The following is a 13,470-nucleotide window of genomic DNA, read 5'->3' on the forward strand; positions in this document are numbered from 1 at the left end:
ACTATTCTATTCTCACAATTCTTCAGCAATTTTTATTTTTTAGTTTATTATTATATTATATTTAACATTAACTAATTCAAAAATATAATTTACATGAAACACATTTACTTTATAATGCTCGTCTTATTTGGCATTAATTTTTCGATTGCACAAAATGTAACAGGAACCATTTCTGATGATTCTGGTGCACCAATTGCTGGGGTAAACGTTATAGAAAAAGGCACCGCAACAGGCGTTGTATCTGATTTTGACGGAAAATATTCCATAGCTGTCGGACCAACAGCAACGCTTATCTTTAGTTATGTTGGATATAATTCAATAACTGTTGACGTAAATAATCAAACAACCATAAATGTCACCATGCAAGAAGGTGTCAGTTTAGACGAAGTTGTATTGGTAGGTTCAAGAAGCCCCAAACGAACTGCTTTAGATACAGCCGTTGCTATTGACGTGATCGATGTAGCTCAAGTTACAACTCAGGTTGGTAAAGTTGAAATCAATGAAATGCTTCAATATGCAGCACCTTCTTTTAATGCTAACAAACAAACGGGTTCAGATGGAGCTGATCACGTAGACCCTGCTTCATTAAGAGGTATGGGACCAGATCAGACTTTAGTATTAATCAATGGGAAACGCAGACATCAGTCCTCATTGATAAACATTTTTGGAACGAGAGGTAGAGGAAACACGGGCACCGATTTAAATGCCATTCCTGCAACTTCAATTAAAAGAATAGAGATATTAAGAGATGGTGCTTCTGCACAATACGGCTCTGATGCCATTGCCGGTGTTATTAATATTGTATTAAAAGATAATGTTGATAATTTAACAGGAAGCGTCAGTTATGGAGCCTATAGTACCAATGCCCAAGGTGATTTTGGCACTGATCCATATGGTTTATGGAATACAGATGGGTACCGACTGGATACTAAAAAAGATGGTAATGCTATTGGAAAAGACAAAAACTTTGACGGAGGTTCTGTTAAGGTTGCAGCCAATTATGGATTTGAAATAGGCAAAGGCGGATATGCCAACTTTACCACAGAATTTTTAAATAAAAACAAAACACTACGTCCTGGTTTTGAATTCAGAAAAGGTTTTGGTGAAGCGGCTATTGAAGGCTTTAATTTCTTTGGTAATTTGGCGGTTCCGGTTTCCGATAAAACAGAGATATATGCTTTTGGAGGAAGAAATTACAGAGATACTGATGCTTATGCGTTCACCAGAAATAATCCAACAGCAAGAAATGTGGTGAGTATTTATCCTGACGGTTTTACTCCGAGAATCACTTCTATCATTGTAGATAAGTCTTTCTCAGCAGGAGTAAGAACGGAAACAGCCAGTGGATGGAAAATTGATATCAGTAATACTTATGGAATAAACGATTTCCATTATTATATAAAAGGCACGCTTAATGCCTCTTTAGAAGAGACTTCACCAACTGATTTTGATGCCGGTGGCCATAGTCTGGCTCAAAACACGGTTAATTTTGATTTTTCAAAATACTATGATGATGTTTTAAGTGGCATGAATTTAGCCTTTGGTGCAGAATACAGAACCGAGCAGTTTATGATTTATGCTGGTGAAGAAGGTTCATATGCAACATATGATGAAAACCGAATCCCAATAACGGATCCGGATAATCAGTCCGCACCACTTACTGATAATCCTGATTTCGATCCTGACGAACCTGTATCTGAGGATAATCCTTTATTCGTACCACGTCCAGGGGGCTCTCAAGGATTTCCGGGTTATGGTCCTGCTAATGAAGTTAACAGAAGCAGAAGTAACTTATCTTTATATGCCGATGCGGAATTTGATTTATCCGAGACTTTCTTAGTAAGTGCGGCGGTTCGTTTTGAAAACTTTAGTGATTTTGGAAGTACCATTAACGGAAAATTAGCGGCACGTATAAAAGCTTCTGATAATTTTAACATTAGAGGATCTGTAAGTTCAGGATTCAGAGCGCCCTCATTAGCTCAAATTTACTACAATTTAAAATTTACAAACTTTGTAGGCGGACAAGCTTTAGAATCATTATTATCTCCTAATAACAGTCCCGTAACGGCGTCATTTGGTATTGGGCCTTTAAAAGAAGAAAAAGCTTTTAACGCTGCCTTAGGATTTACTAGTTCTTTTGGTGATTTTACAGCAACGATTGATGGTTACTATATCGCGGTTCAAGACAGAATTGTATTAACAGGGAATTTTGATGCACCACAGATACCAAATGTAGAGGCGGCTCAATTTTTTGCTAATGGCGCTGATACCAAAACTACTGGTGTAGATATTATATTAGCCTATAAAACCAAACTGGATGGGGACAGTTCTTTTGGAGCCACTTTTTTAGGAAACTTTAATGATATGAAAATTGATAAAGTTTTAAACGGAAACCTTGATGAACAAACCTTTTTTGGAGAAAGAGATAAGGCCTTTTTATTAACTTCAGCGCCAAAAAGTAAATTAAGTTTAAACTTGAATTATAACAGAGGTTGGTTTGATACTGGTTTAACTTTTACGCGATTTAGTGATGTAGAATTATTAGATTATCAGATGTATGAAGACACCGCTGATTATGGCAGTTTAGCTCAACAAGTTGCAGCGGCAACCGATGCCTATGGAGCTAAAATCGTGACAGACTTAAATTTAGGATTTAAACTTTCAAATAGTTTAAAACTGAATGTAGGAAGCAATAATTTATTCAACGTTTATCCAGATCAACAAGATGATTGGACAGAAGCTGGCGGTTATTGGGATTCTGTTCAAATGGGTTTTAGTGGTGCTTACTACTACGCAAGACTTAATTACAACTTCTAATTTAGAAATATTTAAATAATAAAAAAGCCGGGCTGATTAGCCCGGTTTTTTATTGTAACATTTTTATAGACAATCTTTTTGGCTTGACCTATTATTTGGCTTTTACTAATATTTCTATTTTGTAGCTCTTAATAACCTGTCATTAATAGATTTACCTAGCCCATAATCCGGAAATACCTCAGCTACGATCATATCTAAATTCAAGGCATCTAATTTGTGAAGTGTACTATATAATTTTGAGGCTGCTTCATTTAAATCACCCGATTTTGACAGAACTTCTAAGGTTTCGATATTTGATAAATTCATTGTTTCAGAGAATCGTATGACTCCTATCTTTTTATTTCTAAAGTCTTGAATAAAGGACTCTATATTTTCCACCAAATACGTTTTTGTTTTTGGTGCGTAATGTCTCTCTAACATCCCCGGAGCTTCTGGCGCTATTTCTTTCTTATTTTTAATTTTAACCTCCCCAATTACATCACAAATGTCTTCTATTGAAATAGAACCTAGTCTGAAAAGTACAGGCTCATTATTTTCAAATCCGATTATCGTAGACTCTATGCCTTTTTTACAGTCTCCACCTTCAAGAACCATTGATAGGCTATTCTTAAAATAACCTTCTACATGTGAGGCCTTAGTAGGGCTTATGAAACCAAATGGATTGGCGCTTGGCGCTGCCAAAGGAAAAGGCAATTCTTTTAACAAACTTAAAGTAACTGGATGATTAGGTATGCGAATAGCAACAGTATCTTTTCCGGCAGTTATTATATCTGGGATATTAGCCTTTTTTTTTAAAACTAAAGTTAAAGCCCCTGGCCAAAAAGCCTTAGCTAATTTTTTTGCCTTTAAAGGAAATTCACTAACCAGTTCTTCTGCTTTTTCCAAAGAGTGCACATGAACAATTAAAGGATTAAAAAACGGGCGTTGTTTAATCTCAAAAATTTTACGAATAGCCCTTTCACTGTAAATATTACCTGCTAAACCATAAACGGTCTCTGTTGGTATGGCAACAACATCATCGTTATTTAATATTTGAACTGCTTTGGTAATATCTTTAGAAACGATTGTCATATTTTTTTTGCTGAAACAAAAAACCCCGAGCAAAACACTCAGGATTAATTATTAATCTAAATTTTATATTAATCTTCTGGGTGCATAAAACGTTGTTTTGCTAACAATTGCTCTTCAGTTTCTACATGAGATTCATCAGGAACACAACAATCAACAGGACAAACAGCCGCACACTGTGGCTCATCATGAAAACCTTTACATTCTGTACATTTATCTGGTACAATGTAGTAAACCTCATCACTTATTGGTTCTTGCGCTTCATCTGCATCAACCTCAGTACCATTTGTTAAAACTACTTTTCCTTTCAAACTGGTGCCATCATTATAACGCCAGTCATCAGAAGCTTCATATATCGCAGTATTTGGGCATTCTGGTTCACAAGCACCACAATTTATACATTCATCTGTTATTATAATTGCCATAGCATTTTCTTTTTCTAAATTTGCAATGGCTAAAATAAAACCAAAACCATTCATAACCAAATACAGAATGCATTTACAACAAAGAATTAACGCTTTTGTAAAATTAGGAGATTTTTTAAGTCAATTTTCTAATGAAGTAATTCAAAAAAAGAATACTATTGAACACAATGAGTTATTTTTTGAAGGATTTAAGCATCAATTAAAACTGGCTGAAGAAAACAATGGATGGTTTTCGAGAGAAAATATGGCATTTGCCATTAGTGGCTGGGCAAGTTCTTTAACTTTTGAAAATCTGAACAAATGGCTAACTCCTTATAACATCTCAACAAACAAACCGAAAATGGTAGCCATTATTATGGCAGGTAATATTCCATTGGTAGGATTCCATGATTTTTTATCAGTTTTAATAAGTGGCCATCATGCTTTAATTAAGCAATCATCAAATGATAAGTATCTCCTTCCCTATTTGGCTAAATATTTAGAATATGCAGAGCCAGAATTTAAAGGAACTATCCATTTTACAGAAAAGAAACTTGAAAATTTTGAGGCCGTTATTGCCACAGGTAGCAACAATACTGCTCGTTATTTTGAATATTACTTTCAAGGCAAACCTTCTATCATAAGGAATAACAGAAATTCTGTTGCTGTTTTAAACGGCCAAGAAACTTTAGAAGACATGCAAGCACTTTCTGAAGATATCTTTAGATATTATGGCTTAGGCTGCAGAAATGTTTCAAAGTTATATGTGCCTAAAAACTATAATTTTGATTTATTCTTTCAAGGAATTTATCATTGGCATCCAATCATTGAAAAGGCTAAATATGCTAATAATTATGATTACAATAAAGCCGTTTATTTGATGAGTGAATTTGATATGCTTGAAAATGGCTTTTTAATGATAAAAGAAGATACAAGCGCTGTTTCACCAATAGCAACGGTTTTTTATGAATATTATGACAATTATTCACAATTGAAGTCGAAATTAGAACAAGAAAAAGCGTCAATTCAGTGTATTGTTTCCAATGGATTTATTAAAAATGAAATCGCATTTGGCGTGACTCAAAAACCTCAACTTTGGGATTATGCGGATGATGTCGATTCTATTGAATTTTTGTTAGGAATTTGACCAAAAAATTATGGAATTTATAACATATAATCCTCATTTTATTTGGAACTTTGCATCTTAAATTTCTTATAAAAAATGAAAAAACATAACTTTAGTGCAGGACCAAGTATTTTACCTCAGGAAGTTTTACTTAAGGCCTCTCATGCTGTCATAGATTTTAATAATGAAGGCTTATCTTTATTAGAAATATCACACAGAAGTAAATCATTTGTTGATGTGATGGAAAAAGCAAGATCCTTAGCTTTAGAACTTTTAGGATTAGAAGGCAAAGGCTATAAAGCATTGTTTTTACAAGGTGGGGCAAGCACTCAGTTTTTAATGGTTGCTATGAATCTTTTAGAAAAAAGAGCAGGTTATTTAAATACGGGGACCTGGAGCTCAAAAGCTATTAAAGAAGCACAAATTTTAGATGACATTTATGAAGTAGCCTCTTCTAAAGAAGCTAACTATAATTATATACCAAAAGGTTATGATATCCCTGAAGATTATGATTATTTCCATTGTACTTCAAATAACACCATTTTTGGAACTCAAATAAAATCATTTCCAAACTCACCAATTCCTATGGTTTGTGATATGAGTAGTGATATTTTTTCTCGTGTTTTAGATTTTTCAAAGTTTGATTTAATTTATGCAGGGGCTCAAAAAAATATGGGACCAGCTGGAACTACTCTAGTTGTTATTAAAGAGGATATTTTAGGAAAAGTATCTCGTAAAATCCCTTCTATAATGGATTATAAATTACATATTGCTAATGGCAGTATGTATAACACGCCGCCGGTTTTTGCAGTATACACCTCCATGTTAACATTAGAATGGATCAAGAATTTAGGTGGTATTGCTAAAATTGAAGAGATGAATGAGAAAAAGGCAAGAGTCATGTATTCTGAAATTGATTTAAACCCATTATTCAATGGTTTTGCGACTAAAGAAGATCGCTCATTTATGAATGCTACTTTTACCCTTCAAAATGAAAACTTAAAAGAAACGTTTGAAACCATGCTGAAAGAAGCTGGAATAAGCGGATTAAATGGACACAGAAGTGTTGGTGGTTACAGAGCATCTATGTATAATGCGCTACCTCTGGACAGTGTAAAAGCTCTTGTAGAAGTCATGAGTGAATTGGAAAGTAAAGCGTAAAAATATCTAGTATGGTTGTTTTTGATCAAAGCACCACTACAAAAAAATAAAATTAATTCAAAAGTTTAAACTTATAGAATGAAAGTATTAGCAAACGATGGTATTTCCCAAACTGGAAAAGAAGCTCTGGAAAAAGGAGGGTATGAAGTTATTACCACTACTGTAGCGCAAGAGCAATTAATAAAATATATTAACGACAACGAAATTAGCGTTTTATTGGTAAGAAGTGCTACAACCGTTAGAAAGGATCTTATAGATGCATGTCCGAGTATTAAAATTATTGGTCGTGGTGGTGTTGGCATGGATAATATTGATGTGGACTATGCAAAAAGCAAAGGTATTCATGTAATTAATACACCAGCATCTTCTTCGCATTCTGTTGCTGAATTAGTTTTTGCACATTTTTACGGACTAGCCAGATTTTTACATAACTCAAACAGAGACATGCCACTTGAGGGTGATGCCAATTTTAATAAACTAAAAAAGGCTTATGCTAAGGGTATAGAACTTAAAGGTAAAACTCTAGGCGTTTTAGGATTTGGCCGTATTGGTCAGGCAACTGCTAAAGTTGCTTTAGGGGCAGGAATGAAAGTCATTGCATTTGATCCCTATTTAGAGAAGGCCAACTTAGAATTAGAGTTTTTTGACGGTCAAAAAGTGAATTTTGAAATTAAAACCATTTCAAAACAAGAAGTTTTAAAACAAGCCGATTTTATCACCTTACATGTGCCAGCTCAAAAAGAGTATGTCATTGGGAAAGATGAATTCAAAATAATGAAAGACGGTGTCATTATAGCAAATGCAGCACGTGGTGGTGTAATCGATGAAATAGCTCTTGTTAAGGCTATTGAAAGCGGAAAAGTTGCCGGTGCCGCTCTAGATGTATTTGAAAAAGAACCCAAACCGGAAATCCAGTTGTTAATGAACGCTTCACTTTCACTTACACCGCATACTGGTGCAGCTACGAATGAAGCCCAAGATAGAATTGGAACAGAATTAGCTGAACAAATTATAAATATTCTTGGTTAAAATTTGTAATCATATTAATAATTCAAGTCCTATATTTAATGTATAGGACTTTTTTTATACGTTACAAATCAATTTTATAAACCATATTAATTAAGAATTATAATGCCTGGAATATTAGATTTGTTAGAAATTGATCAAGGAAAATCCATTATTAGTGGAGTCTCCTATCAAACCAATCAGCCATAAACATAACCCAGGATGTTTTAACAATGGCACTGCCTGTTTTAATGACTGCAATGAAACAAAATGTGTCAACCCCACAAGGGGCTCAAAGTTTATTAAGCGGGAATTCTGCATAACATGAACAAAACTTTTTAGAATCTATACTTGATGCTGATGGAGAAGGAAGTATTATGATATTGCAGGTATGGTTATAGGTGATTTAAAAATAAAGATGGCCTTATTGGTTTACCAAGTGGGCTTTTTGGTATAAAATAAAATTTTTTTGCTTAAATATAAAAAACGCAACGCTTTTTTGTGTAGCGCTTTTTTGTGTTAAAATATTATAAAATATTTATTTTCAACGTCCTTTTTTGTAATTTAAAGGAAACATAAATAACATGAATTGCTTTTGTTAAATATATACTGATGAAATCCTTTTTATTTTTTCTATTAATACTTAGCTTCTCAATAGGATGCAGAACAACTAAAGTTGCTAGTTCAAAAGATAATACATTAGACAATATTACATCAAACGACACCGTTAGAATTGCTAATGATGATTTAGAATATGAGATTATTATTTTTGAACCAGGTTTTCAAGCTTGGTTAGCCTCCACAGCAAGACCTGAAGGTTATTATTCTCAATCCTATTTAGAAAACAGAAATATTATCTATGTTAACGAATGGAATAATAGAGTTTTACAACCTCAACGTTTCAATCCAAATTTATATGAAATGCAAATTGATTATCAACAAGGCATTGATTATGGATATGAGGTTAATTATAAACTCTATAATTATTTCATTTACTTCCAATTAAGATACAAACAGCAATTAGCAGGATTTGTCCCTAGAATTTGATTTGAAAAATGGTATTTTCGTGGCATGACACCATTCATGAAAAAATTCAAAGAGCACTGGAACATTAAACAAAATTGGCAACTCCTTTTTCCTTTTTTAGGCCTTCTCGTTTTAACATATTCTTCCTATAAATTAGCAAATGCATTAATTAATAACTCCAATATTTCATGGGTTATTCTATTTGCTATTGTTATTTTCTTTGTGCTTTTAAAGTTTACTTTGTTTTTATTCAAAAAACTTGAGAGTAAATGGGATTTACAGTATAAATGGGAATTTATAAGTATATTCTTGGTGTTTGCCGTAACCGGTACTTCATCAATTTTTATAGCAAGACCCATTATAAAATTAATCGGAATTACTAAAGAAAACTTAAACCTCTTTGCTTATTGGTTTTTATACATTATTATTGGGTTTATTTTCTACCAAATATTGCTAGTTTTAATTGGGTGGCTATTTGGACAATTTAAATTTTTCTGGAAATTTGAAAAAAAAATGTTATGTAGATTAGGGTTAAAACGCTTTTTAGATTAGTGCACATTTTAAAGGAACATATTATTTTTAAGATTCTATCATTCACATTGGCTCTAGTGCTTCTTTTACCTAGTGCTATAAAACTGTCTCATGCTTTTAATCATTATAAACATGAAGTTTGTTTGGGTGAAAAAACAACTCACTTTCATAAAACCGACCTTAATTGCAAATTTTATGATTTCAAGTTAACAAAGAATTACATGTTAAGTGAATTCAATTTTAAAGCTTCCAACGTAAAATCACCCTCTTTAAAAATAGTTTCACAATACATTTTTTTAAGTACTTATCAAAACCTTCATTTCTCACTTCGTGGTCCACCATCAATAGTTTAATTTTTACAAAAAAAATCATTAAACGATTTTAAAAAATTAAATTAACCAAGACTTTTAAATCAATTATTTAATAGCATATCATGATAACGAATGCGCCATAATTGTAGTCAAAAAAATATTTAGATGAAACAAATAATTACTGTTATGTTGCTTTTAGCAACCACTATTACATTTTCACAAAACACATTAGAGGGTATCGTCATTGATAGTGACACGAAAGAAGGGTTGGATTATGTAAATGTGTATTTACCAAATCTCGAAAAAGGAACCATTACAAAGGAAAACGGATCTTTTAAAATTACCAACTTGCCTTCTGGAAACTATAAAGTTATATTCTCAATGATTGGCTATGGAACTTTATCATTAAATGTGACTTTACCATTAAAAGAACCTCTTAATATTGCTATCCTTGTTTCAGCTATTGAGATGGAAGACGTCATCATTTCAACACCCTTTCATAAATTACAAAGTGAGAATGTAATGAAAGTGGAACAAGAGAAAATTAGCGATTTAAAAGCTAATGGTGCCGTAAGCTTAGCCGATGGAATAACAAACATTGCAGGTGTTGAAAGTATTTCTACAGGGTTGGGTATTGGAAAACCAGTTATTCGAGGTTTAAGTTCCAACCGCGTATTAGTCTATACACAAGGGGTGAGATTAGAAAATCAACAGTTTGGTGATGAGCATGGATTAGGTCTTAGCGATAGTGGTATTGAAAGTGTGGAGGTTATTAAAGGTCCTGCGTCATTACTTTACGGAAGTGATGCCTTAGGTGGTGTTCTCTATTTAAATCCAGAAAAATTCGCACAAGCCAATACCGCACAAGGAGACCTTAATTATAATTATTTCAGCAATACGCAAGGATTTAATACAGGTGCTGGCATAAAGTCATCTGGTGATACTTTTAAATTTATTTTCAGGGGAAATCTAACCGAACATTCGGACTATAACACGAAAGAGTATCGTGTTACCAATAGCCGATTTAGAGAACAAGATTTTAAAGCGGGTATCGGATACCAAGCAACTCAGTTTAAAACCGAATTCAGATATAATGTAAACAATGCCAAACTTGGCATACCTGAAGGTATTGGTGAACAAACCACATTAAAAACACCCCTATTACCTTATCAAAATGTCACGAACCATGTTCTAAGTTCAAAATCGACCTTATTTTTTAACAACTCAAGTTTAGATATTAATTTAGGTTATATCTATAATGACAGAAAAGAATTTGAAGAACATCATGACCATGATACGGATCCAGAGGAAATACACGAAGAAGCAGATGCATTAGAAGCTGCTTTACATATGAAACTTAAAACGGCTAATTATGATTTAAAATATAATTTGCCCAAATTGAAAAAGTTTGAAACGATTGTCGGTATTCAGGGAATGAATCAAATAAATACAAATTACGGAGAAGAAACCTTAATACCAGACGCTACTACAAATGATTTTGGGATTTTTGCAACATCTCATATTCATTTTAATAAAGCCGATGTGCAGATTGGCGCACGTTATGACAACCGCAGGGTTGATGTAAGCTCTGGAATTTCAAAAAACTTCAATAGCTTTAATGGCGCGGCTGGGGTTAAAACAGATATTTTTACTAACCTAACCGTGCGATTAAATTTAGCTTCGGGCTTTAGAGCCCCCAATTTATCAGAACTTACTTCCGATGGTACACATGAAGGCACCAACCGTTATGAAATTGGCAACAGTCAGTTACAGAGTGAACAAAATTTTCAAACGGATTTATCGCTGGAATATAAAAATGATCATTTTGAATTTTTTGTTAATGGCTTTTACAACAAAATCAATAATTACATCTTCTTATCGCCAAATGGTGAGGTTATTGACAATGACCCCGTATTTGTGTATCTTCAAGACAACGCAAAGCTCTATGGCGGTGAAATTGGCTTTCACTTTCATCCACATCCTTTAGATTGGCTGCATTTTGAATCAAGTTTAGAAACCGTAACAGGTAAGCAGGATAACAATAGTTTTTTGCCTCTTATACCTGCCAATTCATTAAGTAATATGATTAGGGCAGAATTTGATACCAAATCCATTGCAAAAGGTTATGCCTTTATTAAACTGCGTTCTACATTTAATCAAAATAATATAAGCTCTTTTGAAACATCTACCAATGGATACAACTTGCTAAGCGCAGGTTTGGGGGGAACGATTAAAGTTTTAAAGAATGACATGACTGTTACCGTTTCTGGAAATAATTTAATGAATACTACCTATATCCATCATTTATCTCGATTAAAAACAGATAATATTTTTAATATGGGAAGAAATATTAGTTTAGGGTTTACGTATTACCTTTAAAGTATAAAACCTCTTTAAACCATTTTAAAGAGGTTTTATCTTACTTTTTACTATGAAAAACGTAGGTATACAACCACATAAGTGTAAAGGTAGGAATTGCATCAAAACCGGGTAAGGCTTCTTCAACAAAGTTCACAACCGCAGCCACTTTTCCTGGTCTTCCTTTATATAGTTTCGTCATGATCCATGCCGATAATGGTGCCCAAATAATATCTGAGAACTCACCTAGACCTGGAAAAATATAAGATACGTAACCAAGGACATCTAAAAAAATCCCTAAAGCCAGCTTTTTGTATTTATTCATTTATTAAAAATTAACAACCCCCTGATTACAAGAAACATACCAAAACTATTTTCCTATAAGTTTTAAAAATTCGTTTCTGGTTTCAATTTTTTCAAACTGCCCTCTAAACCCAGAGGTAGTAGTTGTAGAATTTTGCTTTTGCACACCTCTCATCATCATACACATATGAGCTGCTTCAATGACTACAGCAACCCCTTGAGGTTTTAGGGTATCATTAATACAATCAAGAATTTGCTCGTTTAAACGCTCTTGAACTTGAAGTCTGCGCGAAAAAACATCAACAATACGAGGAAGTTTACTTAATCCAACAATATATCCGTTGGGAATATAGGCTATATGGGCTTTACCAAAAAAAGGTAAAATATGATGCTCACAAAGTGAATACAGCTCAATATCTTTCACAATAACCATTTCATTATAAGATTCCTTAAACATGGCACTTTTAAGGATTTTAACCGGATCTTGATGATAGCCTTGTGTTAAAAATTGCATGGCTTTAGCCGCACGTTCAGGCGTTTTTTCTAAACCATCTCGTGAGATATCTTCACCTAGATCAGTAATGATATTTTTATATCTATTTTTAACATCGTCTGTCACTTTAATGTTATATTCTTCAAAGCTTTTGTATGGCATTTGTTCTATTTATTTTTTTAACTTATTTGAAAAATTTTCTTTTAGCTTTTTAATCTTGGGATTAATGACATACTGACAATAAGGTTGCTCCTCATTTAAATTATAATAATCTTGATGATTGTCTTCCGCATGATAAAATACGCCCAGTTCTACTATTTCTGTGGTAATTGCTTTATTAAAAATATTTTCCTTTTCAAGATAGGAAATAAAATCTGTAGCTTTCTCCTTTTGGTTATCATTACTATAAAAAATTGAAGAACGATATTGAGTTCCTACATCATTTCCTTGACGATTTAATGTAGTGGGATCATGAGTTGCAAAAAATATTTCTAATAATTCTTTATAACTAATAATACTTTCATCATACATTATCTGAATGGCTTCAGCATGTCCGGTTCTTCCAGTGCATATTTCTCTGTAAGCAGGATTTTTAATATGTCCACCTGTGTAACCAGAAACAACACGTTCAACACCTTTAAATCTATTAAATACAGCTTCTGTACACCAAAAGCAACCACCGGCAAATGTGGCCAATTGTAAATTATCATTCATAGCTTTAAAGTTATATAAATATTAGTTCTATACATTATTAAAAACTTACAATAGTAAACTTTTTAACTTTAAATTATGACAAATAAAATCTAACCACCCTACTTTTGTATAGTATTAATCTTTTACACTTTGTAGTGTTTTTTTTGAGTTAAA

The 13,470-nt window shown here is 33.1% G+C and carries 13 protein-coding genes; 8 read left to right on the plus strand and 5 right to left on the minus strand.

The genetic code is table 11. The annotated features are described in order from the left end of the window. Nucleotides 1–93 precede the first annotated feature (93 nt). Entirely contained in the window at nucleotides 94–2,817 is a 2,724-nt protein-coding gene (locus V8G56_RS15440; RefSeq protein WP_395439364.1) for a TonB-dependent receptor, read from the plus strand. 114 nt (nucleotides 2,818–2,931) lie between these two features. Here the strand turns inward: V8G56_RS15440 and V8G56_RS15445 are convergent, their stop codons facing one another. Together V8G56_RS15445 and V8G56_RS15450 are read right to left on the minus strand one after the other, a co-directional pair. Then, the gene (locus V8G56_RS15445; protein WP_395439365.1) at nucleotides 2,932–3,888 is read right to left on the minus strand and encodes an L-threonylcarbamoyladenylate synthase; all 957 of its coding nucleotides are present in this window, start codon (nucleotides 3,886–3,888) and stop codon (nucleotides 2,932–2,934) included. A gap of 68 nt (nucleotides 3,889–3,956) precedes the next feature. Next, nucleotides 3,957–4,310, minus strand: coding sequence for a 4Fe-4S dicluster domain-containing protein (locus V8G56_RS15450; RefSeq protein ID WP_395439366.1), 354 nt, complete (start codon nucleotides 4,308–4,310; stop codon nucleotides 3,957–3,959). A gap of 67 nt (nucleotides 4,311–4,377) precedes the next feature. Between V8G56_RS15450 and V8G56_RS15455 the strand changes: the two genes are divergently transcribed. From V8G56_RS15455 to V8G56_RS15485, 7 genes are all read left to right on the plus strand, one after another. Continuing rightward, nucleotides 4,378–5,436 carry an acyl-CoA reductase gene (locus V8G56_RS15455; protein WP_395439433.1) on the plus strand — a complete coding sequence of 353 codons (1,059 nt, stop codon included), beginning with the start codon at nucleotides 4,378–4,380 and terminating at the stop codon, nucleotides 5,434–5,436. 75 nt (nucleotides 5,437–5,511) lie between these two features. Further along, nucleotides 5,512–6,576 carry a 3-phosphoserine/phosphohydroxythreonine transaminase gene (serC, locus tag V8G56_RS15460; RefSeq protein ID WP_395439367.1) on the plus strand — a complete coding sequence of 355 codons (1,065 nt, stop codon included), beginning with the start codon at nucleotides 5,512–5,514 and terminating at the stop codon, nucleotides 6,574–6,576. Nucleotides 6,577–6,654: 78 nt separating this feature from the next. Next, entirely contained in the window at nucleotides 6,655–7,605 is a 951-nt protein-coding gene (locus V8G56_RS15465; RefSeq protein ID WP_395439368.1) for a D-2-hydroxyacid dehydrogenase, read from the plus strand. Nucleotides 7,606–7,832: 227 nt separating this feature from the next. After that, nucleotides 7,833–7,904, plus strand: a complete 72-nt coding sequence (locus V8G56_RS15470) for a hypothetical protein (protein WP_395439434.1) — start codon at nucleotides 7,833–7,835, stop codon at nucleotides 7,902–7,904. Between the two features lie 289 nt (nucleotides 7,905–8,193). Further along, nucleotides 8,194–8,628, plus strand: coding sequence for a DUF6146 family protein (locus V8G56_RS15475; RefSeq protein WP_395439369.1), 435 nt, complete (start codon nucleotides 8,194–8,196; stop codon nucleotides 8,626–8,628). A gap of 36 nt (nucleotides 8,629–8,664) precedes the next feature. Beyond that, entirely contained in the window at nucleotides 8,665–9,159 is a 495-nt protein-coding gene (locus tag V8G56_RS15480) for a DUF6787 family protein (RefSeq protein ID WP_395439370.1), read from the plus strand. A gap of 455 nt (nucleotides 9,160–9,614) precedes the next feature. After that, the gene (locus tag V8G56_RS15485; RefSeq protein ID WP_395439371.1) at nucleotides 9,615–11,828 is read left to right on the plus strand and encodes a TonB-dependent receptor; all 2,214 of its coding nucleotides are present in this window, start codon (nucleotides 9,615–9,617) and stop codon (nucleotides 11,826–11,828) included. Nucleotides 11,829–11,868: 40 nt separating this feature from the next. Here the strand turns inward: V8G56_RS15485 and V8G56_RS15490 are convergent, their stop codons facing one another. From V8G56_RS15490 to msrA, 3 genes are read right to left on the minus strand one after another with little or no spacing between them, the layout of a single operon-like run. Next, nucleotides 11,869–12,132, minus strand: a complete 264-nt coding sequence (locus V8G56_RS15490; RefSeq protein ID WP_395439372.1) for a hypothetical protein — start codon at nucleotides 12,130–12,132, stop codon at nucleotides 11,869–11,871. A gap of 45 nt (nucleotides 12,133–12,177) precedes the next feature. Continuing rightward, nucleotides 12,178–12,765 carry a GTP cyclohydrolase I FolE gene (gene folE, locus V8G56_RS15495; RefSeq protein ID WP_395439373.1) on the minus strand — a complete coding sequence of 196 codons (588 nt, stop codon included), beginning with the start codon at nucleotides 12,763–12,765 and terminating at the stop codon, nucleotides 12,178–12,180. Nucleotides 12,766–12,774: 9 nt separating this feature from the next. After that, on the minus strand, nucleotides 12,775–13,317 hold the full coding sequence (gene msrA, locus V8G56_RS15500; RefSeq protein ID WP_395439374.1) for a peptide-methionine (S)-S-oxide reductase MsrA: 543 nt from the start codon (nucleotides 13,315–13,317) through the stop codon (nucleotides 12,775–12,777). Nucleotides 13,318–13,470 lie beyond the last annotated feature (153 nt).

It is taken from the genome of Gaetbulibacter aquiaggeris (assembly GCF_044003965.1).
GTDB lineage: Bacteria > Bacteroidota > Bacteroidia > Flavobacteriales > Flavobacteriaceae > Yeosuana > Yeosuana aquiaggeris.

Bases quoted from the DNA above. Each gene is read 5' to 3' on its own strand.
- V8G56_RS15440 (WP_395439364.1), top strand. From the start codon at position 94: ATGAAACACATTTACTTTATAATGCTCGTCTTATTTGGCATTAATTTT.
- V8G56_RS15485 (WP_395439371.1), top strand. From the start codon at position 9,615: ATGAAACAAATAATTACTGTTATGTTGCTTTTAGCAACCACTATTACA.
- msrA (WP_395439374.1), bottom strand. From the start codon at position 13,317: ATGAATGATAATTTACAATTGGCCACATTTGCCGGTGGTTGCTTTTGG.
- folE (WP_395439373.1), bottom strand. From the start codon at position 12,765: ATGCCATACAAAAGCTTTGAAGAATATAACATTAAAGTGACAGACGAT.
- V8G56_RS15450 (WP_395439366.1), bottom strand. From the start codon at position 4,310: ATGGCAATTATAATAACAGATGAATGTATAAATTGTGGTGCTTGTGAA.
- V8G56_RS15490 (WP_395439372.1), bottom strand. From the start codon at position 12,132: ATGAATAAATACAAAAAGCTGGCTTTAGGGATTTTTTTAGATGTCCTT.
- serC (WP_395439367.1), top strand. From the start codon at position 5,512: ATGAAAAAACATAACTTTAGTGCAGGACCAAGTATTTTACCTCAGGAA.
- V8G56_RS15445 (WP_395439365.1), bottom strand. From the start codon at position 3,888: ATGACAATCGTTTCTAAAGATATTACCAAAGCAGTTCAAATATTAAAT.
- V8G56_RS15455 (WP_395439433.1), top strand. From the start codon at position 4,378: ATGCATTTACAACAAAGAATTAACGCTTTTGTAAAATTAGGAGATTTT.
- V8G56_RS15480 (WP_395439370.1), top strand. From the start codon at position 8,665: ATGAAAAAATTCAAAGAGCACTGGAACATTAAACAAAATTGGCAACTC.
- V8G56_RS15465 (WP_395439368.1), top strand. From the start codon at position 6,655: ATGAAAGTATTAGCAAACGATGGTATTTCCCAAACTGGAAAAGAAGCT.
- V8G56_RS15475 (WP_395439369.1), top strand. From the start codon at position 8,194: ATGAAATCCTTTTTATTTTTTCTATTAATACTTAGCTTCTCAATAGGA.